This is a genomic window from Patiriisocius marinus (assembly GCF_008974325.1).
Lineage (GTDB): Bacteria > Bacteroidota > Bacteroidia > Flavobacteriales > Flavobacteriaceae > Patiriisocius > Patiriisocius marinus.
The window spans coordinates 41,302-65,821 of record NZ_BKCG01000005.1 but is presented as its reverse complement, the minus strand read 5'-3'; the positions used below and the strand labels follow the sequence as shown (position 1 = coordinate 65,821).

Genomic DNA, 24,520 nt, shown 5'->3' with positions numbered 1-24,520 from the left:
CTTTTTATTTTTTCTTGTCAAAAGTCGGATTTGTAAAAATTCGGCGACTTCCAAATATACCTTTACTTTTGTGTTAAGCAAAAGCTCCCGCATTGCCTATATACGTTGTTCTACGCAGTTTATTTTTCCGCTTGTTCAACTTTAAATTCAATATCCCATTGTTTAACATATTCGCTCAAAGGTTGCATTCCGATTTCTGCACGTCTTTTATCAACAGTCTTTGGGTTTTGTAAATCATAAATTTTCCAACCACCATTTTCTCTATCTTCTGAAATCTGTGAGCCATAGATTTGTGGTTTTCCGTCCATCATTAAAATTCTATCTTCCATTAATGCCATTTGATTTTTTCTTAAATCGCCATTTTGAGCAGACTTTTTCAATAGTGGCAAATACTTTTTTCGATGATAATTATCTGCGTGCTGAAAAACTAACCAAATAGCAGACATTTGTTCTTGGCTAACTTCATTCAAAGTCGGCATCCCACATTTTTCGATTAAACTCACAACCGTGACCAAGTTTTCTCTATCAATATTTGGATTTCCTGCACTTCCATTTTGACGCATATCTTGGTCTAGGGAATGAACTTCGGTCAATATACTCTGAATATTATCACAATCAATTTCAACTTGGATTACTGGTCCAATTGTTTCTTCTGTATATGTTTCTTTTCCATAAATCGCAACTAACTTTTTCTGAAATTCTTTGTCATTTTCGGTTACTCTTCTTAAAATCAGTTCCTTTAGTTCGTTATCAACATTAACGTAACTGTCGGCAGTCCATTCTTCCAAATTCAATTTTTTCACGCTATCAAGTGAGATTTTGACTCCGTTTTCGTTTTTGTAAACTACATTATCGTAATTATATGACAGCCGTTTTTCTGCATTTTCTAATAATTCGTTTTGAGATATTTGTCTCAATCCGTTAGGCTTATATTTTCCGCTATTATCACAGGAAAATATAACTATTGTAAGTAAGCCTAATATTAAATGTTTTAACTTCATTTTCTTGATTTGCCTTAAATTGCGTAGAACGTGTTTGTATAAGAATAGTTGCGGTTTTGTGTGCGAGGATTTTCCGTAGGAAAATCAGACGTAACAAAAGAGCAACGACCTTTGTTTAAGCCTAAAAATAAGCAATTATTTTTATACGTTGTTGGCAACTGTTTTTTTATTCATTAATAGTATTATTCCCAATATAACGAATTGTAAAATTGGAAGAAATGCGAGATAACCTCGCAATATTAAACTTCCTTTATTTCCTTTCGCATAATCCTCAAATTCTGCTGAATATTTTTCCATCAAAAAGTCAGTTCCGAAATAAGTAAATAGAAACTGTAATATCAAAATTCCAAATAATATAACTATTAAAGATTTCAGAGTTTTTCGTATGTCAATTTCAGTCAGTTTATTGTATTTCTTTATTCCCCAAACTACAATTGTTGTAAAAAGTAAAAGACTCATTATTTCAGGAAGCCAAATTGTCGTTAATGGTTCTATTCCAGAAATTATTAAAACATTCTCAAATAAATATTCAATTAATCCACAAAATTCACTAATTGAGATATAAGCAAAAGCTCCAATTCCTAATTTGCCAATAAAGTCAGTTTCTTTCAAATTTTTGTTTTTCAGATTATGAGTGAGTAATAGTTGCCAACGTTGTTGTATATGGTTTGTTGCGTGGTTTAGCACGTAATTTAGCAAATAAAAACCGAATAGAAAATCCGCGAGGATTTTCGTAAGTAGGCTAGAACCAGCAATAAATTATATACGGTGTTGTGTGTAGTGCTTTCTATTTCGTTAATTATCTTATTCAGTTCAGTTTCCGTAATTCCTTTTTGATTAGTACTCAACTTTACTTTATTTACTTTGTCAGAAATCAGAAGAATTTTTTTTGAATTCGAACGAGTTTGAACATTCTTTAAATTCAGAGTCAGTTCCGAAATATTAATTTCCGTTATTTTATCATTCCGTAATTGTCGATTAAATATAAAAGTCAGTTTTCCGTTTTTTGTATTTTTTTCAATTCGTTTTATAGTTTTAGCACTTAAAATTAAATAAACGAATAATATTCCTAGTGCAATTCCGAAAATCAGCGTAATATTTGGATTCATTTCCTTGTTTATAAACCGAATTTTATAAACAAAAAAGCATAAAACTATGAAGAGTATTCCTCGTATAATTTGAATTGGAATATCCGATTTTTCTATTTGTTTTTTATTCTCAAAAATTGTCTCCATTCAGTTTTTCCGCATTACACACAACGTCTCTGTATATGAGTAGTGCGGAGGAAGAAAGGCGAAAGCCTTTCGGACGGACACAAGCTGATTTTTACAAATTTCGATTATTAATTTTTTTTTAGTAATAAGTCGAATTTGTGAAAATTCGGCGGTCTTCCAAATATACCTTTACTTTTAATTAAGCACAAACTCCCGCATTGCTTATATGCGTTGTTAGCCACAGTTATTTATCCATTATAATTTTTAAGATTTCAATTCCGCCATTTGTTAAATCATATATTTTGAGAAAAGAAATACCGTTTGGAATGGGGAAATTTTTAAGCTCAATAACACTTTTTTCAGAAAAACTTTTTTGATATATTATTTGGCCAAGATTATTTATTAGTTCAATTTTATTTGAAGTCGAATTCCTATTTAATTCAATCACGGATTTATCTGAAATTGGATTTGGATATACAATTGAACTTTTTAATTTTTCATAAAAATTCAGATTAAGAATAGCCTCTTCAATACATTCGTGATGTTCAATTGAATTATTTATGTCATCTAATATTTGAAATAATTCCGCTGTAGCTTCAATGTAGACAACTCTTCGAAGAAATTCGGATTGTACACTAGGAAAAGCTTTATATACTGAAGTTATACTAGTATTTAAAATTGCTAAATCACTATTGGAAATATTATCAAGTCCAACTATAAAGTTTATAAAATCATCTTTATTAAAGTCAACAGGAACCTCAGACAAAGTAAGTAAGGCATAATAATGAAACGTTCCATCGCTCATTGGACAATTATTGAGTACACAATATTGGAATTCAATTGAATTATTTAATGAATTTAAAATTGTATATATTTCTGTGGTGGCAAAAACAGTAACAGTATTATGAGGATTTTGCGAAGGAAATGTTTTATAGACTAATGTTATATGTTCATTTAAAATATTTAAATCAGCACTAGAAATATTGTCAAGAGCAATAATGTGATTTATTAAATCAACTTTGTCGAAGTCGGATTCCACGTTTGAAATGTAAAGCTTTACTCCGTATCGAAATGTTCCATCACCCTGCGAGCAATCATATTGACTATATGAAGAAAATATTCCTAAAATTAAAGTCAGAAAAAGTAATGTTTTTTTCATAATTTTTGGTTTTAATTGTGGCTAACTCGTTATATAATCAACTTTATCATGGTTATCCTGTTACATATTCAGGATACCATTAAAAAGTAGTTTCGCTTATCCCGTAAATGTACAGATACTTTTCACAAAGTGGAATACGGGAAACCGTAACGGCTAAAATTTAACATCTCAAACCATTAAAAAGAAAACACTGCGCATACAATAACAAAAACCTACATTTTTCGTTTATTTGCTAACAGATTTAAAACTATGATTTCATTATATTTTGATCCCGGTTTGGGAGCGATGATTGTTCAAGGCTTAGTGGCTGCTGCCGCAGGTATTCTATTATTTTCTAAAGGCGTGATGTATAAAATCAAAGGCCTTTTTGGGATGATTAAAGAAGAGGACGACGACTACGATTCTATCGACATTGACGAAACTGATGACGATGATGCAGCAAAACACTAATACCACACACGAAGCATCTTTTAGAGACCCATCTGGCTATATGTTTCACGATGGAGCAACACTTAGACGTAGAATAAACCCTATTTACTTTAAGCAATACAATGCCTTAAAAGAGCAAGGGGTTTTTAAAACGTTAATTAAAAATAAGCTGTTAATTGCACACGAGGAAACCTCAGTTGCAGCAGATAGTATTGTAATTACGCCAGCGCCTATTCCGTTTATTACCAACCCGTATGAGTGGAGTTTTGAGCAATACAAGCACGCAGCCTTACATACTTTAAAGCTTCAGAAATACTTGTTGTCTAAAGGGTTTATCCTTAAAGATGCATCAGCCTATAATGTAACATTTCACGAAGGGAAACCCATTTTTATAGACACCCTTTCCTTCGACTTTTACGAAGACGGAACACCGTGGAGAGCTTACAAACAATTTATTACGCACTTTTTTGGTCCACTAGTGTTAGCGAGCTACAATGGAACCGAAATTTTCAAAATGATGCAAACGCACATTGATGGAATTCCGGTGAAATTACTATCGTCATTATTGCCAGGGAAAACCAAATTGAGTTCTACCATATTTACCAATATCCATTTATTGGCTAAAATGGAAAGCAAGCACAGTGAAGACTATAAAGCCGAAACTAAAATTGCAACGCTTTCATTAAAAGCACAGAATAATATTATTGATAACCTTTTCAACTTTATTAAAAAATTAAGTTTAAAGGAAGAAACGGAGTGGGGTAATTATTACGATAAAACCAATTATAACACGAGCGCGTTTCAGAATAAAACAACGTTAATTCAGCAATGGATGAAGGACCTCAAGCCACAACGCATGATTGATGTGGGTGGAAACGATGGTACTTTTGCCAGAACCGTTTTAAAAGAGGTGCCACACGTTATTGTAACAGATATCGATAGCAACGCCGTAGCGCATAACTACAAGCAAGCTAACGATAATAAGGAGACTAATATGCTCGCTTTTGTGTGCGATGTATTACAACCTGCTCCAGGAATAGGCTTTAATAATACAGAGCGTAACTCCTTAATTGATCGTTTACATACCTACAATTCAGAGGTGACAATGGCACTTGCCTTGATACACCATATTACATTAAGCGGAAATGTGCCTTTCGAAAAATCGGCTGAGTTTTTTGCTAAATTCTCTAACCAATTAATCATTGAATTCCCAAAGCGTGAAGACTCTTGGGTAACCAGTTTATTAGTGAGAAAAAGGGAGTTTATCAATCATTTCGATTTTTACAATTTAGATAACTTTATTGCAGGATATAAAACACAGTTCGACCTTGTGAAACAGGAAGTCATTCCTGGAACGCAGCGTGTGTTGTGTTTGTTTAAGAAAAAATAAATGGCTCAAAAGAATCAGCAGAAACAATCTATAGCAAGCAAGTTATTTGGTTCTACTAAAATACGTGCTTGGATTGCGGCAATTGCGGCAGGTTTGTATCCTATGATTTTTTATTTCTCTGCAAATTTTCCATTGGTAAATTCGTGGGCGCACGTGGGCTATTTTTTAGCGATGTTTATCTTCATGCCAGTGATTGTCATGGTGCTAGCAAAGTTGCTAGGAGGGCTCGTAATTCCTAAATGGAAACACTTAATAGTTCCGTTTTTAAATGTGTTCTTCTTTCTATTTCTGTTAAAAGTATGTCTGTATGCAGGCGTTCAGAAAAAGATGATTCTTGTCATTATAATGATTGCAGGTTTGGCAGCCTTCTTTTTGCACAAACACTTAAGTAAACTGGTAGTATTACAATTTCTGCTTGCTATTTTAGGGATGACAAGTTTAATTCCGCAGATCGTAAACGAAGTAAACTACAATGACTCTTGGACACAATTGCCAGATGCCATTGAAGAAGTGACGCTTAAAACAACGCCTAATATTTATGTAATTCAGCCAGATGGTTACGTCAATTTTTCTGAACTTTCTAGAGGCTATTACGCTATAGATAACAGCAAGTTTGAAAGCTTTGTCGCAGATGCAGGATTTAAACATTACCCTAATTTTACCAGTAATTACGCATCTACACTTACCTCAAACAGTGCTACGTTTATGATGAAACATCATTATTACAATGGTGCTAAAAACTTTAGTGAAGGTATTAGAATGCGAGATCAGATTGTAACTAACAACCCAGTGCTCGACATTTTAAAAAACAACGAGTACGAAACAACCATCCTAACTGAAAACTATTATCTAATGCTCAATCGTCCGGAATTAGGCTACGATAACAGCAATGTTGATTATAAAGAAATTCCGTTTATTGGAACAGGATTAGGAGACAGTAAGGATATTGTTGATGCATTGAAAAGCAATTTTTCGGTTTCAAGAAAACCACAATTTTTCTTTTTGGAGTTTTTAATGCCAGCGCATATTGCTGGTCGTGCAGCAGTCACAAAAGGGAAAGACGAAGAGCGAACAATCTGGGAAGAGAAACTACAAATAGCTAACGAAAAATTAGAAGCGTTAATTACCACAATTAACAAAAGAGATCCAAACGCTTTAGTAGTAATAATGGCAGATCACGGGGGATTTGTAGGTATGGAATATACAGAGCAAATTTACAGTCGTACTACAGACAAGGATATTGTAAAATCGATATTTAGCAGCAACTTGCTTATTAAGTGGCCTAATAATGAAGCACCTGCTTTTGACACGTTGTTAAAGAGTTCGGTAAACTTGTTTAGAGTGCTATTTGCACACCTTTCTGGCGATAACGCACTACTTAACAATTTAGAGGATAATAGCAGTTACGTGATATTAAAAGACACTAAAAACAACGGAGTTTATAAATACTTGGACAATGAAGGAAGAGTGGTTTTCGAACGCTTAGACTAAACTGTTTTTCTGAAATTTTACTAACTGTAAACCTCGTGCTGTTTCATAGTATTTAAGGCTATTACTAATCGTGTAAGCTACAGAACTTAGCTAGTGAAACACATATTAACTGTTTTCTTTTAAAACAAATGAGCAATAAGGAACGTATAATTAGCACTTTTCTTAAAACTAAAGAAGTCTCTCCACTAGTGGCTGCTTTTGCAGCAGGACTATATCCATTATTTTTTTACTATTCGAACAACTACACACTCATAGGAGCGTGGGAACACATGACGGTGTTTTTTACACTTTTTATTGTAACTCCAGTTATTGCTTTTATCATTGCTTCAAGAGTTATTAAAATGCAAGTTTTTAAAAAAATAGCACATTTTGTGCTTCCGTTTTTAAACCTATTTTTCTTTTTCAACTTTGTGAAACTGGCCGTGTATCCAGGAACACAGTGGTTGATAATAATCGGAATTTTTACAGTTTCGGCAGTAATTAGTTTCTTTTTTAGCGGGTATTTTAAAAAGTGGGTTGTGATACAATTAGTGTTGGCTATTATTGGTTTTATCACATTAGTGCCTAAAATTATAACACAGCTTAACTATTCTACCGAATGGCAAAAACAGCCAGATGATATCACCGAAGCTATCTTTAAATCAACACCTAACATTTATTTGATTCAGCCAGACGGTTACGTCAATTTTTCAGAATTAAAGAAAGGGGAGTATGGTTTTGATAATTCGGCTTTTGAAGGCTTTTTGAAACAGCAGCATTTTAAATCATATGCAAATTTCCGAAGTAATTATGCAGCGACTTTAGCAACCAACAGTTCGTTATTTGCAATGAAACATCATTACTATAATGAAGGTGCAAGTTTTAGTGAAACATTAGGTGCTCGCGAAGTAATTATGACGGACAATGCCCTGCTCACCATTTTAAAAAACAATGGTTATAAAACGTCGTTCTTTTCAGAACATCCTTATTTTTTATTAAGTAGGCCAACTTTAGGCTACGATAAAAGCAACTTTACAGCTAAAGATGTATCTTCTATTACAACGGGAATGACGGTAAAGCGTGATGTGCTTGCAGATTTTGAAAACAACTTTGCAATTGAAGATAGTCCAGTTTTTACCTTTATTCAGGTGTTTAACCCAAAACATATTACTAGAACTAATGCAGATACTAAAGGAGTTGCAGGAGAAAAGGCGATATATTTAGACGGTATTAAAACGGCAAATGATAAGTTAGCGCGTTTAATTACGTTAATTACTAAAAAAGATCCTAATGCATTAATAGTGATAATGGCAGATCACGGAGGTTTTGTAGGTTTTGAACATACAGGACAGGCCTATAAAAAAACCGAACATATAGATTTAAAACGTTCTATTTTTAGTGCAATACTAACGGTTAAATGGCCATATGATAAGGAGGAATTATATAGTAAACATTTAAAATCTCCCGTTAATTTATTTCGTATTTTGACAGCATATTTAAGTGAAGAGCCACGTTTTTTAGAGAATTTGCAAGACGACGGTAGTTACTTAATACTCAATGATAATGAGTTTAAAGGAGTGTACAAATACTTTGATGACGATGGGGAATCCACATTTAAAAAACAATAATATTTATACAGTAAAACGATATACGGAGTCTCAAAAAGAACTGTGGAATGCCTTTGTTGAAAACGCAAAAAACGCCACATTTCTATTTAACCGAAACTTTATGGACTATCACAGTGATCGATTTAAAGATCACTCGGTTTTAGTTTTTAAAGAGGAAAAACTCTATGCGGTTTTACCAGCTAACGAAGTGAATGGTAAGGTGATTTCGCATCAAGGTTTAACCTACGGTAGTTTTGTTTTAGCCGAAAGTGGAAAGCTTTTATATTCCTTAGAAGCATTTAAAGAAGTGCTTAAATATTATGAAAGTGAAGGGATTACAGCAATTGAAATACGAAACATTCCTACCTTTTATAACACAATGCCGGCAGATGAATTGTCGTACTTTCTATTTTTAGCAAAAGCCGAAATGGTAAAGCGCGATGTGTTAATGGTTATAGATACTACTAACAAATTAAAATTTCAGAAAAACCGTAGAGAAGGAATTAATAAAGCCATTAGAAACGGATTGAGAATAAAAACAGATGGTAATTTTAAAGACTTCTGGAATAAAATTTTAATCCCTAATCTAGAGCAAAAACACGGTATAAAACCTGTGCATACTTTAGAAGAAATAGAATTGCTAGCAGCTAAGTTTCCTGAACAGATTAAACAAGTAAACGTGTATAAAGATGATGAGATTGTGGCGGGAACAACGGTGTTTTTGACAAAGACTACAATTCATCCGCAATATATTTCTGGAAATGCAACTAAAAATGCTTACGGAAGTATTGACTTGGCGTACGATTTTATTATCAATCATTTTGATAAGTCGAAGCGTTATTTTGATTTTAATATATCGAGTGAAAACAATGGTAAGGCACTTAATAGCGGACTCATTTTCTGGAAAGAGACTTGTGGTGCTCGCGCTTACACTGCAGATACCTATGTTATCAATACAGCAAATTATCGATCAATAGATCTTACCATATTATGATACCATTTTTAGATGTCCATAAAATTAATGCGCGCTTTGAAACTAAATTTAAAGAGCAATTTGATGCGTTTTTAGCATCGGGTTACTATATTCTAGGAAACCAAGTAAGCCTGTTTGAATCGCAGTTTGCTGACTTTTGTGGTGCTAAATACTGTATTGGAGTTGGTAATGGCTTAGACGCATTAAGGCTTATTATTGAAGGTTATAAAGTACTTGGAAAATTAAAAGATGGAGATGAAGTTCTTGTAGCTGCAAATACATTTATTGCAACCATTATCGCAATTAAGCAAGCAGGTTTAAAGCCTGTACTTGTTGACTGTGAAGGAGTAAATTACAACTTTAATATGTCGGCATTAAAAAGTGCAATAACAGCTAAAACTAAAGCGATAATGCCTGTTCATTTGTATGGCGAATTAGCGCCAATGCAAAAAATTAAAACACTGCTAAAAGGGAGTGATATTTTAATTATTGAAGATGCAGCACAAGCACACGGAGCAGAAAGTGTGAATGGTAAACGTGCAGGGAATCTTGGAGATGCTGCAGGATTCAGTTTTTATCCTACTAAAAATTTAGGAGCCTTAGGCGATGGTGGAGCAATTACTACTAATGATGACGCTTTAGCAACTGCTATTAAAAAATTACGTAATTACGGAACATCATCAAAATATGTAAACGAGCTAGTAGGTTTTAATTCTCGTTTAGACGAAATTCAAGCTAGTTTTCTTCATTGTAAATTGCCAAAATTAGAAGCAGATAATGAGAAAAGAAGAGCTGTCGCAACACGTTATTGTGCTGAAATTACTAACGATAAAGTGACATTGCCTAATTACACTTCAGGGAAATATCATGTATTTCATTTGTTTGTTGTGCAGGTAGAAAATAGAGTGGAATTTCAGGAGTATTTGACGGCTCATAAAATTGGGACATTAATTCATTATCCTATTGCACCACATCAACAAGAGGCTTTAAAAGAACTTAACACCTTTAGTTTCCCACAGGCCGAAATGTTACACAACCACGTAATTAGTATTCCTATAAGTCCAGTAATGACTAAGGCGCAAGTGACAAAAGTAATTAAGGTTATCAATAACTATATATAAAATAAGCTTTTGAAAATACCAGATTTTATTAAGTCTAACTTATTATTGAAAATGACTTCGCTTAATGCGGTGGTTGTTTCTATGCGCTTATTAGTGAGTGCGGTGATACAGCGACTACTTTTTGATCAAGTAGGAGCAGAGGGCTTATATAAAATAGGACAACTTCGTAGTTTAACACAGTTACTAACATCAGTTACGTCACTTGGTGTTTTTAATGGAGTTGTAAAATACCTAGCCGAATATAAAGATGATAAGGAAAAATTAAAGGAGTTGTTTTCTTCCACCTTTGTGTTTATTCTAATAGGATCTTTAGTTTCAGGAACGTTTTTGTTTTTCTTTTCAGACTGGGTGAGTTTCTATTTGTTTAACTCAACGGAGTATTCTTATTTAGTAAAGTTTGTGGCCATACTTACACCGTCGATAGCAGTGCAAAGAGTTTTTAATGGTGTTATAAACGGACTTTCAGAATATAAAAAGTTTGCTAAAATTGAATTGATTAGTTACTTACTAGCAGCAGGTTTATTAGTATTATGCCTATATACTAATAACATAGACGGAGCTTTAATGGCCATTGCTTTAGCGCCGTTAATTTGGATTTTAGTGATTCTTGTTATCTTTTTCAAATTATTAAAAGATACGATTCAGTTTTCAAGTTTGAAGTTAAAAGCGCCACTCGCTAGAAATTTATTAGCTTTTTCATTAATGTCTTTTGTAGCAACGGTGTTACTCAACTTTGTTCATATTGATATTCGTTCTATGTTAGCGGAACAAATGACGGAACGCGATGCAGGTGTCTGGACTAATATCACCTTTATTTCACAAAATTATATGGTGTTTTCAAGTTCACTTTTCACACTATATGTATTACCGAAATTCTCCGGAATTTACACTGGTTCAGATTTTAAGAAAGAAGTTTTTAATATCTATAAAACACTACTTCCAATATTCGGGTTAGGAATGTTGCTCGTATTTTTTGCTAAATCGATTGTTGTAAACTTACTATATCCTGGCCTTGACGAAATGCTACCCTTGTTTAAATGGCAGTTATTAGGTGACTTTATTAGGTTAGCATCTTTGGTTTTAGCTCATCAGTTTTTAGCTAAAAAAATGGTGCGTAATTTTATTTTTAGCGAATTACTATCGCTTGGACTATTTTATGGATTTGCAAATTATTTAGTTGCGAGTTATGGTGTGGAAGGTGTTGTAATAGCGCATTGTATTCGCTATGTTATTTATTTCTTTGTAGTGAGTTTCTTGGTTTGGAGATATTTCAGAAATAAGAAAACACAAAACTTCGATACAGGAATAGCAAATGATATTGTTAGTGATTAGGGATAATTTAAATAACTAAAAGTTTATTTCCCCCAAATTTCAAGATACTTTTTCGCTACAGTTCTATATTCGTGATGCGTTTCTACAAAGGCTCTTGCGGCAGAACCAATTTGTACTAACTGCGCTGGAATTTCAATAAGTTTATTAAGTTCTGTAACTAAATAATCTACATTAGGTAACGCATTAATAGCAACAGGTTGCTTTAAGTGATATTGCTCTTCAAATGCTTTTTCAGCTCCTGTAAATACTACTTTACCTTTTGCCATTGCCTCTAGAGCATTGTATCCTTGGTCATAGGCAAGTACTTGGTCTAAAACAATATGTGCGGTATTATACTTTTCTATATATTCGTTATACGGCAGGTTTTCTGCAATTTCTATTTTGACCTTTTTACCGTGTTTCTTTTGTATTTTTTCAATCGCCTTTTCGAAATAAATAATACCTTTTGTATGATAGGTAGATCTATTAATCCCCATAAAAATAACTATAGGTGCTTGTTGCGTTAGCGATACAAACTCTAAGTTTTCAATGTTTATAGGGTTAGGAATAAGACCTAAATATTTAGGGTGATTTTTTAATGGAATATGATAATCGATATCACTTGCAATTACACCATCAATCAATTTAAAAACGTGTTCGTGTAATTTTTTAAACGGAGGGCTTACATACTTTAAAATGTACTTGAAGGTATCAGCTTCAACACTTTTGTCTTTGTAAAAACTTAAAATAGAATAAGGGTTGTCGTCGCTTAAAGCGTGACTAACACTTGTATAGTCAGTTCCGCAGCTTAATAAAACTAGTTTTTTGTTATATTTTTTTAAAAATGAAATCATGGTCATTTCATCTTTAGGTGAAGCGCTAAAAGGGCTCTCGTTAATAAGCTGTACAATGTCAAATCCTTTTAGCATTTCCGCATTAGCGAAAAACTGTTTTTTTAGATTTTGAGAAGTAATATCCCATTTAAAAATACTATAAAGAATAATTTTTACTTTTTTCATCACACCACTTTCGTGATGACGAATCAGCTTAATATCACTGGGGTAATCTTTAAAATAATCGCCAGTCGAAATTAACGTAACCTCGTGGCCTAGATGCCGCAATCCCTCTTGTAAAGAGTTGTGCAATCTACTGTATTCTCCCACGAGCAGTATTTTCATATTTATGGTATCTTTGATGTTTAGTGAACTTCAAAAATAGCATTTATTGATGACGCAAACGGCGAATCAGTCTACATTTAAAATTTGTCTTGTCTCAATTTCTTTAGCAAAAGGAGGTGCGGAACGATCTGTAGCCATGTGCTCGCAAATGCTAGCAGCACAAGGACACAACGTCCATATCGCGGTATTGAATGATGATGTAGGTTTTCCTTTTGAGGGCACATTGTTTAATATGGGAGCTTTAAAAAATACAAATGGGTCAGTAAAATCAAGATTGCAACGGTTTATAGCACTTCGGAAATATCTTACATCTGAAGCCTTTGACGTTATAATAGACCATAGACCAAAAAATCAATATTTTCGAGAGCTGTTTTATGCATACTATGTATATCGAAACCTAAAAAAATGTTATGTAATTCATAGTAGCAACGTTCCAGAATATTTTACGCATAGAACAAAATCTTTTGTGAAAGTGTACAATAGCACTGTTAAAACGGTAACTGTTTCAGATTATATTACTAACGAAATAGCGGTTAAAAAAGGTGTTACTAATGTTGTGACAATACATAATGCATTTAATGCTAACTGGGGTAAAGTTGAAGTGCAATCTCAAGTTTCTGGAACATATATTTTAAGCTATGGTAGGTTAGTAGATACTATAAAAGATTTTAAGTTTTTAATGCAATCTTTTGAAGCATCGTTAGTTTGGAAACAAGATATCAAATTGGTTATTATGGGAAATGGTCCAGATGAAGCCCAATTAAAATTGTTTGCTAACTCTTTAACTTGTGCAGCATTTATTACATTTTTACCATTTCAGAAAGTGCCTTTCGCTATAGTAAAAGGTGCACGATGTGTTACATTAACAAGCAAATATGAAGGTTTTCCAATGGTGCTAGTGGAGTCTTTAGCAATAGGAACTCCAGTGGTTTCGCTAGATATTGTTTCAGGACCTTCGGAAATTATCAAACACCGAAAAAATGGCTTGCTCATTAAAGATAGAGATGTGTCGCAGTTTGGCGAAGCTCTAAACCTCATAGCCACAGACGAAAAGTTATATTTAAAATTAAAACAACATACCATTCCATCAGTTCAGGCGTTTTCAATGGAGCACATAGGGATTAAATGGAACAAATTATTACAAGATGCAATACATTAATATAGATAAAATAGCGTTAACCGAAATCACTAAAATTAGTGATCCAGACGGTCGCGGAAATCTTTCAGTAATTGAAAAGGATGTGCTTCCCTTTGAAATTAAGCGTGTGTATTATTTGTATGATGTTCCTAGCGATAGTAGTAGAGGAGGTCACGCTCATAAAGAGTTAAAACAGTTTTTAATAGCACTAAGCGGTAGTTTTGATGTGGTGCTTGATAATGGAAAAACTAGACGAAGTATTACCTTAAATAGACCCAATAAAGGATTGTTGATTCCTAGTGGTGTATGGCGTGAGTTAGAAAACTTTTCCGCAGGAGCAGTTTGTCTATCTTTAGTGAGTGCTGAATATGATGAAACAGACTATATTAGGAACTACGACGAATTTAAAACCTTTGAGTTTTAAGCTTATTTGTAAGCGCTCGTAGAAATACCTAATAGATCCATAAACTTTTTAGTGTACTTAAAAATTACAAGTTGATATCTAGGAGATGCTAATAAATAGCGTTGTTTGTTATTCAGGTTTGTAACGTCAATGCCTTTTTGATACTTTTCAAAAGCTGTTTTGTTACCAGCTAAATTTGCAGCTACTGCAAGCGAAAATCTATTGATATCTAAAAACTTTTTAAGTCCGGGATGATGAGGAGTTTCACTTTCATAAGCGTCAAGATTTAACACGCTATCAAAATCTATACGTCCGTTTGAAAGACTTTCCCCATCAAATCTGTAAGTAGCTAGCGGAGTATTTTTAAAAGCGATAGCATAATTTAATCCAAGTCGTATCCAGTAATCTGTATCTTCAGTACTTTTTAGTTGTACATCGAATTCTCCTATCTCAGCAAGTGCTTCTTTGTGTACAACTGTACTTGACGACGTAAGCAAACTACTTATTAAACTACTTTCAAAAAAGTTGAGTACTCGAGTTTCATTTGGTTTTAAATCTGAAACTGAATATACAGGAGCGATGCTTTGTTTTTTAGTTTCAACAACACATTGTGTTGCAAATACACGTTGTCTATCGAATGTAGAAATTAGTTTAGAAATACTACTTAAATAACTAGGATCCCATAAGTCATCTGCATCTAAAAAAGCGATGTAGTCATATTTTGCAGCTGTAATTCCTGTATTTCTAGCTGCTGAAACTCCACGGTTAATTTGCGATATATAGTTGATTTCACTGTTATCAAACTCTTTGATGATAGCTTCACTTTTATCTGTAGAGCCATCATTTACAAGGATAATTTCAAAAGTAACGTCCACTTGGTTGAGAACAGATTGTATGGTTTCTTTAAGGTATTTTTCCTTGTTATAAACAGGTATGACTACAGAGAACTTATGCATTTTTTTTAGTGTCAAGTTCTAGATAGTATCCTAATCTGTACACGTCAAAAGTGCGTAAGGAAGGTTTTTTAGAAAGTAAGTTTGAGCGCATCGTGTTTTTCGCTCTTTTGTAAAACACCAATACAAATCTAGCTATTCCAGATTTTTTTAGTGAAGCCGCTTTTTTAGAGAGCGCTGTTTCATTTGCATCAATTAAGCCTTCTTTTACAAACATATGTAGTGCCTCAACAGACTCCATTGACTTACGTAAAAACGTTTCACTGCTTTCTAATCCATTATGTTGAACAGGGTTGTCAATGTGTGCTACATTGATGTTGTTCTTTTTACAATCGAGTGCAAATAAGGTGTCTTCGTGTCTAAGATTTGGGATTTCTTCGTTGAAAGTCAATACATCAAAAACCGCTTTTTTAATCAAGAAGTTTAATGTTAGAAAACGTAAATGTGGAGCTTTCATTCTCTCAGAAACTGGCAATGCTTCTCTTGCATGACCATAGTGCCACCTTAAAATTTCAGAAGGACTAGGTATTTCTTTTTGATAGGTAATACCGCCGTAAATAATTTGCGATTCAGGTTTTAAAGCTGTTAAATATTGCGATAGGAAATCGGCTCTTATAATTTCAGTATCAGCATCAAGAAAAAGTAGGGTGTCGAAGTTGGCATCTTTTGCAAGTTTATTTCGAATTGCGCTTCGGCCTATGTTTTTATCTAATACTGTAAATGTTGCGTTTGAGAGTGTATTTATTCCATTGTTTCTTTTTACTGGAGTTGGCGAGCAGTCGTCATAAACAGTGATTTCAAAAGGTATAGTACTAGCAATTCCTTGACGATGTAATTCGAGTACAAGCTGTGACACATCATAATTATATGTGGGAATTAAAATAGAAAGCGATTGTTGCATAAGTAGTTATTAAACCGTTTTCTGCACAACTTCGAAAATTTGATTTTCATCGCATTTTAAAGTTTTAGAAGGGTATTTTAAAATCAATGCGTAATCGTGAGTAGCCATTAATATGGTATTTCCGTTTGCATTAATTTCTTTTAAAACTTGCATAACTTCAACACTGGTTTGTGGATCTAAATTTCCCGTAGGTTCATCAGCGAGGATTAACTCAGGGTCGTTTAATAATGCTCTTGCGATAGCAACCCGTTGTTGTTCACCACCAGAAAGTTGGTATGGATATTTAAAACTTTTAGTTTTCATCCCAACTTTTTGAAGGACTTCATCAATTTTAAGTTCCATTTCTTTTTTGTCTTTCCAGCCGGTTGCTTTTAAAACAAAGCGAAGATTATCTTGTACCGTACGATCGTTAAGTAATTTGAAATCTTGAAAAACAACACCTAATTTACGTCTCAAAAAAGGAATGTCTTTTTCCTTAAGTTTCGCTAAATCAAATCCAACAATATTTCCTTCACCTTTTTGTAATGGTAAATCGCCATAGAGTGTTTTCATAAAACTACTCTTTCCTGCTCCCGTTTTTCCTATTAAATATACAAATTCTCCCTTTTCAATAGAAACTGTTACATCATCAAGAATGAGGTTTTCTTTCTGAAATATAGTAGCATTTGTAAGGTGTAATACGGCGTTAGACATAAGTTGCAGTTTTTAACAAAGATAGCGTGATTTTCTAATTTTTAAAATTTCCGAAGTACTTAACAAATTACTTCTCATAAGTAGCTTCTTTCCAAGGACCATAGTCTTTTACGGGTTGCACATCGCAAGTTTTTAAAGTTATAGAAGGGTCAGACTTTAAGGCGATTGCACCATCTTTGTTTGGCTTTAAATGAGTTCCGGGTTTTAGCACGATACCATTTTTAGCTTTAAAGTTAACGGTGGCTTCATCTCTAAACGTTTGGTTTTTTATGGTTATTATATTTGGTGCGCTTGTTAAATTGAAATCGAACCTATAAAAATCTCTGTTTTGAACAATGATGTTGCTGTTTTTTGTTGCCATTAGTTTAGACATAGCAACAGCGCGATACGTGTTTAATCTACCTGCACCCATTAATCCTTTATAATGTGTATTTCCTGGCAGATTTTCAATTTCCTCTGTTGTAAGTTTTAAAATGGTTTCAATCTCATAGGACGATAAGCAATAATTTGCAGACCACATTAGTCCAATAGTCCCCGTTACATAAGGTGCAGCCATAGATGTCGCTCCTCCATATGATACTTCAAGTTCGCATTGTTCGTTAGTAATTAGTAAACTTTGGCAAGGAGACATTAAATCTATAGCTTTATTAACTTGCATCCCTTTTTGAACTTGGAATTGGCCTAAAGATCCATCTTCTTCCACAAAGAAATACCCATCTCTACGATCCTTTAATGTCTTAGTCATAAGGTTTCCTTCTTTATCAGGAAACACTTTGTCTGTACTAAAATTATGTTGAACAAAAACTCCGGAAACTGAAATTACTCGTTTAAAACTTGCTGGATAAAGTGAATCTCCAACGGCAATTTTGTCTTTATTGCAATCTGTTCCATTTCCGGCACCTGCAACTATAATAATTCCATCGTCGTACCATTCACTAATTCTGGCATCAATGTTTTCTGAATATTTCCCTCCCATTTTACACATTGCCCAACTTGCATTAATCACTTTTGCACCAGCAGCAACAAGTTCTTCTAATTGTGCCATACCTCCGTAATTTGTGGCAATTACATCGCAGCCGCTGCAAATACCAGCTTTCCCAAAATTATTATCCATACGGCCTATTGCAATTCCTGCAACATTACCACCGTGAGCACAGGCTTGACCTTTCTCACTATTTCGGTAATGTAAATAGTTGCTGACCCTTCCCCTTAAATCAGGGTGGAGGGAGTCTATTTTAGTATCGGAAATACCAACAACTACTTTTTTGTCACCCTTCGTTATTCCCCAAGCTTCAGGAGCCATTACAATATCTAAGTCTTGAGAAGGATAGTCTAAACCACTGTTTTTAATTGGACTTGTTTCGCCGTAATCATTGGGATAGTAGGCGTTGTCTGTGGTATAGAATTGATCTATTCTAGTGTATTTTTTTGGGAAATTATAACTAAGTTCACTTAATAAATTCACGTTATCTGTAGCAATAGTGTGCACTGTTTTAATTAAATCGGATTTAGTATTGGGGAACGCTAATTGAAATTTGTAAATCGTATATTTTTCAAAAATGGCATTCTCCTTTCTATTTCTACTTTTTACATCGATAGTTCCGTTTCTGTTTTCTTTAATTTTTAAAGATGAAACGTCATCAATATTAGTGTGGAAGTAGAATATTTCTGGATCAGTTTCTTGTCCATTCGCGATTAGAATTGAACAGAACAATAATAAAAGGCTGTAAAATTTCGGCTGCATTATTTTTTGATTAATGTTGATACAGCAACTTTTAATTGGTCAATTTGCGATTGTTGTTCGATAGTGTATAGCGTGAGTTCCTCTATTTTTTGAAGTAATAATAAATTCATTTTTTTAAGTTCTAATCCTTCCTTCGCTAATGTTGCTGCACTTTCAATTTCTGGAAGATGGTGGTGTTCTTTTATATAAGCCGAAACGTCATTTAAATCCATCATTTGGTAAGAAGGTTTTAAGGCTGAAGCTCCATTAAAATATGCTTCAAAAACGTAATCTGGAGCAACAGCACCTTGAAGATCGACTAAAACTTCTTGTGAGTGAATTATACCTTTTACTGTTAATAGTTCATCTGGAGTTGCAGTTCCAATCCCTATTTTACCGTTATATTCTTTAATGATTCCTGAGGAGTTTGAAATATTTTCTTGACTACTTGTAGTTACTGGAGCCGTTGCGGAAAGTGTGTTTTGTGCTGCGCAGGATGTTAATGCTAAAACACTTGAAATAATGAATACTGAAATTTTCATATAGATGTTACTTTTTAGTTGTTTGAAAGTTAGGTAATTTTTAAGAAACAATTAACGCATTTAATCCAAATCAAGTCTCTCAATATATAATTAACTATCAGTAGCTGCGTTATCAAGTAAGAAAGTTGTAAGGCAATTAATTACCGAAACTACTGGTATAACTGGCAGACAGGGTTTTAGCTTTGTTTTTCATAACAGTTTTTTAGTTGGTAATACACAATTTCTACTTACATTTTTTACGTTAACAACCTGTGAATACTTCAATTATATAATTGATTTCTTGAAGTGTTTAAGTATTATTTTTGATATAGCAAAAAACCACTATTTATGTTAAAAAACCTTTTCGTTGTATTTTCTATTTTCGCTTATTCTTTTAGCGGAATTTCACAACAAACCGCGGCTTTTACAAACGACCTTGTAGCTTATAATCAGGCAATTGAGTTGTATAATAATAATCAGTATCTGGCAGCACAAAGTATGTTTTCTAAAGTGAAGCAAACTTCAGATCGTGAAAGTATTGAAAGCGATTGCGCTTATTATATTGCAAATTGTGCTGTACGTTTAAATCAACAAGATGCAGATCAATTAATGGAGTCGTTCGTTTCAAATTACCCAACGAGTGTAAAACGAAACTCAGCATATATTGATGTTGCTAATTACTATTTTGAAAATGGTAAATATGCTTATGCTCAAAAATGGTATGAGAAAGTAGATGCTGGAAGTTTAAGCAAAGCTGAAACGGAACGCTTCAATTTCAACAGTGGATATTCTTTTTTTAAAGCAGAACAATTTACACAAGCAAAAAAATATTTAAACCGTGTAAGCGATTCAGAAAAGTATGGCTCTCAAGCAAAATACTATTTAGGTTTTATCGCTTATGAAGGTGATAAGTATCAAGAGGCAAACGATTTGTTTGAAGAAGTTAAAGATAACGAACGTTACAATAAAGAGCTTTCATATTATCAAGCAGATATGAATTTTAAGCTAGGAAAATTTCAGAAAGCAATCGATATGGGGACGGAGCAATTTGATAACTCAAGTCCAAAAGAAAAAAGTGAATTGTCTAAAATTATAGGAGAAAGTCACTTTAATCTTGGGCAATATGCGCAAGCTGTTCCTTATTTGAAGGAGTATAAAGGCGAACGTGGAAAATGGAATAATACAGATTATTACCAACTTGGATATGCGTACTACAAACAAGGAGACTATTCTAACGCTGTAGGTGAATTTAATAAAATTGTTGATGGACGTAATGCAACAGCACAAAACGCCTATTATCATTTAGCCGAATCATATTTGAAACTTGGTAAAAAACAAGAAGCACTAAACGCATTTAAAAATGCAAGTGAAATGGATTTTAGTGCTGAAATTGCAGAAGATGCTGCTTTGAATTATGCAAAGTTGAGTTACGAAATTGGGAATAGCTACCAGAGTGTGCCACAAATTCTATTATCATTCATTGAAAAATATCCAAACAATACTAATAATCCATTACTTAAAAATCTATTGATTGATAGTTACATAACATCACGAAATTATAAAGAAGCTATTACATTATTAGAAAACAATAGTGAATTTGAAAATAAGCTTGCTTATCAAAAAGTAACGCTATATAGAGGGTTAGAATTATATAACGAAGGTGATTATACATCTGCAATTACATTGTTTAAAAAATCATTGAAAGAACCTCGCGACCCTAAAATTACAGCGCGTGCTACATACTGGAAAGCAGAGAGTGATTTTCAGTTGTCTAACTTTGAAGAAGCTGGTTTAGGATATAAACAATTTTTACAACTGCCAGGAGCTGCTAGTACGCCAGAATATGCTAATAGCAGTTATAATATGGGATACAACTATTTCAAATTGAAAAATTATGAAATGGCAATCACTAATTTTAAAAAATATGTATCAACTTCTAATGCAGAAGTTTCACGAAAAAACGATGCTTATTTACGTTTAGGAGATAGCTATTTTGTAACCAGTCAATACTGGCCAGCAATGGAAAATTACAATCTTGTTCTTGAAGCAAATGGGAATGATAAAGATTATGCAGCTTTCCAAAAAGCAATTAGTTATGGTTTTGTTGATAGAACTGAATCTAAAGTAACTGAACTAAACTCGTTTGGGTCCAAATACCCAAAATCATTTTTTAGAGATGACGCTTTATATGAATTAGGAAACACATACATATCACAAAACAAAACTGCCGATGCGCAACGAACTTACAGCAAACTAGTAAAAGATTTCCCTTCAAGTAGCTATGTTGCTCGCTCATTATTGAAGCAAGCGCTATTATACGATAATACAGGTGATACTAATAAAGCATTGACACTCTTCAAAAAAGTAGCTAACGATTTTCCTTCAACACCAGAAGCAGTGCAAGCTGTAAATAGTGCGAAAATAATTTACATAGACCAAGGTCGCGTGGATGATTACGCATCTTGGGTACAAACATTAGACTTTGTAGACATTGAAGATGCAGAACTTGATGATGCAAGTTATCAAGCAGCAGAACAGCCTTATCTAGAAAATAATGTGTCGCAAGCTACAAAGCGATTTGAAGATTATTTAAAACAATTCCCATCAGGGCAGCACGCTTTACAAGCACACTTTTATGTAGGTCAGTTGTATTTTGGCAAAGCCGAAATATCACAAGCCATTCCACATTATAAGTTTGTTTTAAATAAGGAACGCAGCGAATTTACAGAGCAAGCACTTGCTCGTATTTCTGAAATTTATTTGACACAAAAGGATTATCCAAATGCATTATCCTATTTAAAACGATTAGAAGCTGAAGCAGATTTCCCGCAGAATATCATTTTTGCTCAAACCAACGCAATGAAAGCAAGTTACGAGCTAGAACAATATACTAAAGCTGTAGCTTACGCAGATAAAGTATTGTCAAACGATAAGATTGACACAAATATCCAAAGTGACGCTCAAATTATTATAGCACGTTCTGCAATCAAAACTAACAACGAAGCGAAGGCTAGAATAGCATACCAAGAAGTAGCTAAAATTGCTACAGGGCAATTAGCAGCAGAGGCTTTATATTATGATGCTTATTTTAAAAACAAGGATTCTAAGTTTGCAGCTTCAAATGAAAGCGTACAAAGGTTAGCAAAAGATTATTCTGGTTATAAATTATTCGGAGCTAAAGGTCTTGTGTTAATGGCGAAGAACTTCTATGCTTTAGGGGATGCTTATCAAGCTACTTATATTTTAGAAAGTGTTATTACAAACTTTAAAGATTTTCCAAACGTTGTAGCAGAAGCACAAACCGAATTAAATAAAATTAAAGCCGCAGAAGCAAAAACGAACTCTTCAGTGGAAAGTCCGGAAGGAAATTAATTTCTTATTGAGCAGTTTTAAAACAATCTAATAATTAGTACAACATAATATTTCAGCAATATGAATACAGACTCATTAAATAAAAGAGCCAATACTATTCCATATTTATTTCAAATTTCAATCGCTTTGTTTGGGTTACTTTTAACGGTGCCAGCAATCGCACAAACAGATGATGACGATCCTCTAGGAACGGAAGTTGTAAATATTGTAAAGCCATATACGCCTACAATTAGTGATGCATTTAAAATAAAAGAAACACCACAACTTAACGATAGTGTTTCAACGCAAAAGCAACCAGTAACATATAATATTTTTTCTGTGCCAGTAGCATCAACATTTACCCCAGCAAAAGGAAAAGCTGCAACAGTTGAGAAAGCAAAAAAAGTGAAGTTGTATGATAATTATGCAACCTTAGGTTTCGGAAATTATACAACAGGATTGGCTGAGTTGTACAGTAATTTTCAATTAAGTAGAACGGATAATGCTGGAATCTTTTTTAAGCATAACTCGGCTCAGGGTGATATTGATGGCATCCGTGCAGATGCTAATTTTATGGATACCCAATTAGACTTGAATTATACAAGTAGACAACGTGATGCTGCTTATAGAATTGATGCCGGAATAGAACACCAAATGTATAATTGGTATGGAATTAATGATACATTTAATTTCCTAACAGATGATGAAGTAGAAAGTCTTGATGTAGCCCAAAATTATTTTAGTGGTTATTTAGGTGGAAGTATTTCTATGGAAGATTCATTTTTCAATAAGGTTTCGGCTAAAGTTAGATACTTAGCAGATAGTTATGAGACATCAGAATTAAACGCTATAATTAAGCCAGAGTTCGCATTCCCTATTGCAGAAAATGATTTTAAAGTAGGAGTAGACATTAATTACTTGAGTGGTAGTTTTTACGAAGGATTATTTACTCCAGGAACTATAAATTATAGTCATTTAAATGCAGGTGTTTTACCATCACTTTCAGTAGTACGTGATGACTTGTCTTTAAAATTAGGTGTTAACGCTTATGTAAATTTAGATACTGAAAACAGTGAAACTAACATTTATATTTCTCCTAATGTTTCAGCATCCTATAGAGTAGTAGATGAGTTGTTGATTGCTTACGCTGGTGTCGAAGGTGGATTAAAACAAAACACATTTTATGATTTTAAAGAAGTGAATCCGTTTATTTCTCCTACACTTAATTTAAAACCAACAAGTACACTGTATGATGCTTTTGGAGGGGTAAAAGGGAAACTTACAAATGCAGTTGCATACAATTTGAGAGCAGGATATAAACGAGAGTTAGATAAAGCTTTTTTCGTGTCAAATCCTTTTTCAACTCAATTAGATACGGAAGGGTATAAATTTGGAAATTCGTTTGATGTAGTTTATGACGATACAAACACACTATCAGTTTTTGGAGAATTAAAAACGGAACTTTCTCAGAACATAACTATAGGAGTAAATGCAACGTTCAATAGTTACAGTACAGATGTATTATTAGAAGCGTATAATGCACCTTCTTTGCAAGCAACCTTATTTAGTACCTTTAATATTACCGAACAATTATATGGTGGTGTTTCCGTATTTTATGTGGGAGAACGTGAGGATCTTAACAGCGATATAGCATCTAATATATTAGAGCCAAGTGTAACGCTAGACGGTTATGTAGATTTAAACGCACATTTGGGGTATCGCATAAACGATCGTCTTACGGTATTTGCTAAAGGAAGTAATTTAATTGGCGACAACTACGAGAAATGGTACAATTATGATGTACAGGGAATCCAGATTCTTGGAGGAGCAACTTATAAGTTTGATTGGTAATACCTATATAAGGCAAAGCCGAAATTTTAATAATTTAAAAAACCGTACGTTCAAATTAATATTGAGCTTGCGGTTTTTTTGTTTCTGCACATATTTAAACTCACGGCATTTTTTAAGAACCCTTTTCCTTATT

21 protein-coding genes are annotated in these 24,520 nt (G+C 33.5%); 11 read left to right on the top strand and 10 right to left on the bottom strand.

What is annotated here, in order from left to right; genetic code table 11:
* Nucleotides 1–119 precede the first annotated feature (119 nt).
* The 4 genes from GBH57_RS10255 to GBH57_RS10245 form a co-directional block, all read right to left on the bottom strand.
* Nucleotides 120–1,001 carry a DUF6624 domain-containing protein gene (locus GBH57_RS10255; protein WP_151674408.1) on the bottom strand — a complete coding sequence of 294 codons (882 nt, stop codon included), beginning with the start codon at nt 999–1,001 and terminating at the stop codon, nt 120–122.
* Between the two features lie 141 nt (nt 1,002–1,142).
* Complete coding sequence (locus GBH57_RS10250; protein WP_151674407.1) at nt 1,143–1,613, bottom strand: hypothetical protein; 471 nt, start codon at nt 1,611–1,613, stop codon at nt 1,143–1,145.
* 80 nt (nt 1,614–1,693) lie between these two features.
* Nucleotides 1,694–2,236 carry a hypothetical protein gene (locus tag GBH57_RS16025; RefSeq protein WP_161596089.1) on the bottom strand — a complete coding sequence of 181 codons (543 nt, stop codon included), beginning with the start codon at nt 2,234–2,236 and terminating at the stop codon, nt 1,694–1,696.
* Between the two features lie 223 nt (nt 2,237–2,459).
* On the bottom strand, nt 2,460–3,374 hold the full coding sequence (locus GBH57_RS10245) for a T9SS type A sorting domain-containing protein (protein ID WP_151674406.1): 915 nt from the start codon (nt 3,372–3,374) through the stop codon (nt 2,460–2,462).
* Nucleotides 3,375–3,623: 249 nt separating this feature from the next.
* Between GBH57_RS10245 and GBH57_RS10240 the strand changes: the two genes are divergently transcribed.
* The 7 genes from GBH57_RS10240 to GBH57_RS10210 all read left to right on the top strand — a co-directional run bounded on the left by GBH57_RS10240 (nt 3,624) and on the right by GBH57_RS10210 (nt 11,696).
* Nucleotides 3,624–3,824 (top strand): hypothetical protein, encoded by a 201-nt coding sequence (locus GBH57_RS10240; protein WP_151674405.1) that lies wholly within the window; start codon nt 3,624–3,626, stop codon nt 3,822–3,824.
* Nucleotides 3,805–5,193: a class I SAM-dependent methyltransferase gene (locus tag GBH57_RS10235; protein WP_235904690.1), complete on the top strand. Its 1,389-nt coding sequence runs from the start codon at nt 3,805–3,807 to the stop codon at nt 5,191–5,193. Before GBH57_RS10240 ends, GBH57_RS10235 begins: the two co-directional genes overlap by 20 nt.
* Nucleotides 5,194–6,684 carry an alkaline phosphatase family protein gene (locus GBH57_RS10230; RefSeq protein ID WP_151674404.1) on the top strand — a complete coding sequence of 497 codons (1,491 nt, stop codon included), beginning with the start codon at nt 5,194–5,196 and terminating at the stop codon, nt 6,682–6,684. It begins immediately after the preceding gene.
* Between the two features lie 128 nt (nt 6,685–6,812).
* Nucleotides 6,813–8,291: a sulfatase-like hydrolase/transferase gene (locus GBH57_RS10225; protein ID WP_151674403.1), complete on the top strand. Its 1,479-nt coding sequence runs from the start codon at nt 6,813–6,815 to the stop codon at nt 8,289–8,291.
* Entirely contained in the window at nt 8,227–9,264 is a 1,038-nt protein-coding gene (locus GBH57_RS10220) for a GNAT family N-acetyltransferase (RefSeq protein ID WP_235904689.1), read from the top strand. The genes GBH57_RS10225 and GBH57_RS10220 overlap by 65 nt, the downstream gene beginning before the upstream one ends.
* A complete protein-coding gene (locus GBH57_RS10215) occupies nt 9,261–10,364 on the top strand; it encodes a DegT/DnrJ/EryC1/StrS family aminotransferase (RefSeq protein WP_151674402.1) in 1,104 nt (367 codons plus the stop codon). Before GBH57_RS10220 ends, GBH57_RS10215 begins: the two co-directional genes overlap by 4 nt.
* 9 nt (nt 10,365–10,373) lie before the next feature.
* Entirely contained in the window at nt 10,374–11,696 is a 1,323-nt protein-coding gene (locus tag GBH57_RS10210; RefSeq protein WP_151674401.1) for an O-antigen translocase, read from the top strand.
* A gap of 23 nt (nt 11,697–11,719) precedes the next feature.
* Here the strand turns inward: GBH57_RS10210 and GBH57_RS10205 are convergent, their stop codons facing one another.
* Nucleotides 11,720–12,853: a glycosyltransferase family protein gene (locus tag GBH57_RS10205; RefSeq protein WP_151674400.1), complete on the bottom strand. Its 1,134-nt coding sequence runs from the start codon at nt 12,851–12,853 to the stop codon at nt 11,720–11,722.
* A 49-nt stretch (nt 12,854–12,902) separates the two neighbouring features.
* Between GBH57_RS10205 and GBH57_RS10200 the strand changes: the two genes are divergently transcribed.
* Together GBH57_RS10200 and GBH57_RS10195 are read left to right on the top strand one after the other, a co-directional pair.
* The gene (locus tag GBH57_RS10200) at nt 12,903–14,012 is read left to right on the top strand and encodes a glycosyltransferase (RefSeq protein ID WP_151674399.1); all 1,110 of its coding nucleotides are present in this window, start codon (nt 12,903–12,905) and stop codon (nt 14,010–14,012) included.
* Entirely contained in the window at nt 13,999–14,415 is a 417-nt protein-coding gene (locus tag GBH57_RS10195) for a sugar 3,4-ketoisomerase (RefSeq protein WP_151674398.1), read from the top strand. Before GBH57_RS10200 ends, GBH57_RS10195 begins: the two co-directional genes overlap by 14 nt.
* A 2-nt stretch (nt 14,416–14,417) precedes the next feature.
* Here the strand turns inward: GBH57_RS10195 and GBH57_RS10190 are convergent, their stop codons facing one another.
* From GBH57_RS10190 to GBH57_RS10170, 5 genes are all read right to left on the bottom strand, one after another.
* On the bottom strand, nt 14,418–15,350 hold the full coding sequence (locus GBH57_RS10190) for a glycosyltransferase family 2 protein (RefSeq protein ID WP_151674397.1): 933 nt from the start codon (nt 15,348–15,350) through the stop codon (nt 14,418–14,420).
* Nucleotides 15,343–16,248: a glycosyltransferase family A protein gene (locus tag GBH57_RS10185; protein ID WP_151674396.1), complete on the bottom strand. Its 906-nt coding sequence runs from the start codon at nt 16,246–16,248 to the stop codon at nt 15,343–15,345. The genes GBH57_RS10190 and GBH57_RS10185 overlap by 8 nt, the downstream gene beginning before the upstream one ends.
* Before the next feature lie 9 nt (nt 16,249–16,257).
* Nucleotides 16,258–16,941, bottom strand: coding sequence for a cell division ATP-binding protein FtsE (locus tag GBH57_RS10180; protein WP_151674395.1), 684 nt, complete (start codon nt 16,939–16,941; stop codon nt 16,258–16,260).
* 67 nt (nt 16,942–17,008) lie between these two features.
* The gene (locus GBH57_RS10175; protein ID WP_151674394.1) at nt 17,009–18,685 is read right to left on the bottom strand and encodes a S8 family peptidase; all 1,677 of its coding nucleotides are present in this window, start codon (nt 18,683–18,685) and stop codon (nt 17,009–17,011) included.
* Nucleotides 18,685–19,206, bottom strand: coding sequence for a hypothetical protein (locus GBH57_RS10170; RefSeq protein ID WP_151674393.1), 522 nt, complete (start codon nt 19,204–19,206; stop codon nt 18,685–18,687). The genes GBH57_RS10175 and GBH57_RS10170 overlap by 1 nt, the downstream gene beginning before the upstream one ends.
* A 327-nt stretch (nt 19,207–19,533) precedes the next feature.
* Here GBH57_RS10170 and GBH57_RS10165 point away from each other — a divergent pair, with 327 nt between their 5' ends.
* Both GBH57_RS10165 and GBH57_RS10160 read left to right on the top strand, forming a co-directional pair.
* Nucleotides 19,534–22,557 (top strand): tetratricopeptide repeat protein, encoded by a 3,024-nt coding sequence (locus GBH57_RS10165; protein ID WP_151674392.1) that lies wholly within the window; start codon nt 19,534–19,536, stop codon nt 22,555–22,557.
* Nucleotides 22,558–22,617: 60 nt separating this feature from the next.
* Nucleotides 22,618–24,387 (top strand): TonB-dependent receptor, encoded by a 1,770-nt coding sequence (locus GBH57_RS10160; protein ID WP_151674391.1) that lies wholly within the window; start codon nt 22,618–22,620, stop codon nt 24,385–24,387.
* Nucleotides 24,388–24,520: the final 133 nt, after the last annotated feature.

What these genes read in the sequence shown, in the direction of transcription:
- GBH57_RS10255 (WP_151674408.1), bottom strand. Translation starts at nt 1,001, where the DNA reads ATGAAGTTAAAACATTTAATATTAGGCTTACTTACAATAGTTATATTT.
- GBH57_RS16025 (WP_161596089.1), bottom strand. Translation starts at nt 2,236, where the DNA reads ATGGAGACAATTTTTGAGAATAAAAAACAAATAGAAAAATCGGATATT.
- GBH57_RS10245 (WP_151674406.1), bottom strand. Translation starts at nt 3,374, where the DNA reads ATGAAAAAAACATTACTTTTTCTGACTTTAATTTTAGGAATATTTTCT.
- GBH57_RS10240 (WP_151674405.1), top strand. Translation starts at nt 3,624, where the DNA reads ATGATTTCATTATATTTTGATCCCGGTTTGGGAGCGATGATTGTTCAA.
- GBH57_RS10235 (WP_235904690.1), top strand. Translation starts at nt 3,805, where the DNA reads ATGATGCAGCAAAACACTAATACCACACACGAAGCATCTTTTAGAGAC.
- GBH57_RS10230 (WP_151674404.1), top strand. Translation starts at nt 5,194, where the DNA reads ATGGCTCAAAAGAATCAGCAGAAACAATCTATAGCAAGCAAGTTATTT.
- GBH57_RS10225 (WP_151674403.1), top strand. Translation starts at nt 6,813, where the DNA reads ATGAGCAATAAGGAACGTATAATTAGCACTTTTCTTAAAACTAAAGAA.
- GBH57_RS10220 (WP_235904689.1), top strand. Translation starts at nt 8,227, where the DNA reads ATGAGTTTAAAGGAGTGTACAAATACTTTGATGACGATGGGGAATCCA.
- GBH57_RS10215 (WP_151674402.1), top strand. Translation starts at nt 9,261, where the DNA reads ATGATACCATTTTTAGATGTCCATAAAATTAATGCGCGCTTTGAAACT.
- GBH57_RS10205 (WP_151674400.1), bottom strand. Translation starts at nt 12,853, where the DNA reads ATGAAAATACTGCTCGTGGGAGAATACAGTAGATTGCACAACTCTTTA.
- GBH57_RS10200 (WP_151674399.1), top strand. Translation starts at nt 12,903, where the DNA reads ATGACGCAAACGGCGAATCAGTCTACATTTAAAATTTGTCTTGTCTCA.
- GBH57_RS10195 (WP_151674398.1), top strand. Translation starts at nt 13,999, where the DNA reads ATGCAATACATTAATATAGATAAAATAGCGTTAACCGAAATCACTAAA.
- GBH57_RS10190 (WP_151674397.1), bottom strand. Translation starts at nt 15,350, where the DNA reads ATGCATAAGTTCTCTGTAGTCATACCTGTTTATAACAAGGAAAAATAC.
- GBH57_RS10185 (WP_151674396.1), bottom strand. Translation starts at nt 16,248, where the DNA reads ATGCAACAATCGCTTTCTATTTTAATTCCCACATATAATTATGATGTG.
- GBH57_RS10180 (WP_151674395.1), bottom strand. Translation starts at nt 16,941, where the DNA reads ATGTCTAACGCCGTATTACACCTTACAAATGCTACTATATTTCAGAAA.
- GBH57_RS10175 (WP_151674394.1), bottom strand. Translation starts at nt 18,685, where the DNA reads ATGCAGCCGAAATTTTACAGCCTTTTATTATTGTTCTGTTCAATTCTA.
- GBH57_RS10170 (WP_151674393.1), bottom strand. Translation starts at nt 19,206, where the DNA reads ATGAAAATTTCAGTATTCATTATTTCAAGTGTTTTAGCATTAACATCC.
- GBH57_RS10165 (WP_151674392.1), top strand. Translation starts at nt 19,534, where the DNA reads ATGTTAAAAAACCTTTTCGTTGTATTTTCTATTTTCGCTTATTCTTTT.
- GBH57_RS10160 (WP_151674391.1), top strand. Translation starts at nt 22,618, where the DNA reads ATGAATACAGACTCATTAAATAAAAGAGCCAATACTATTCCATATTTA.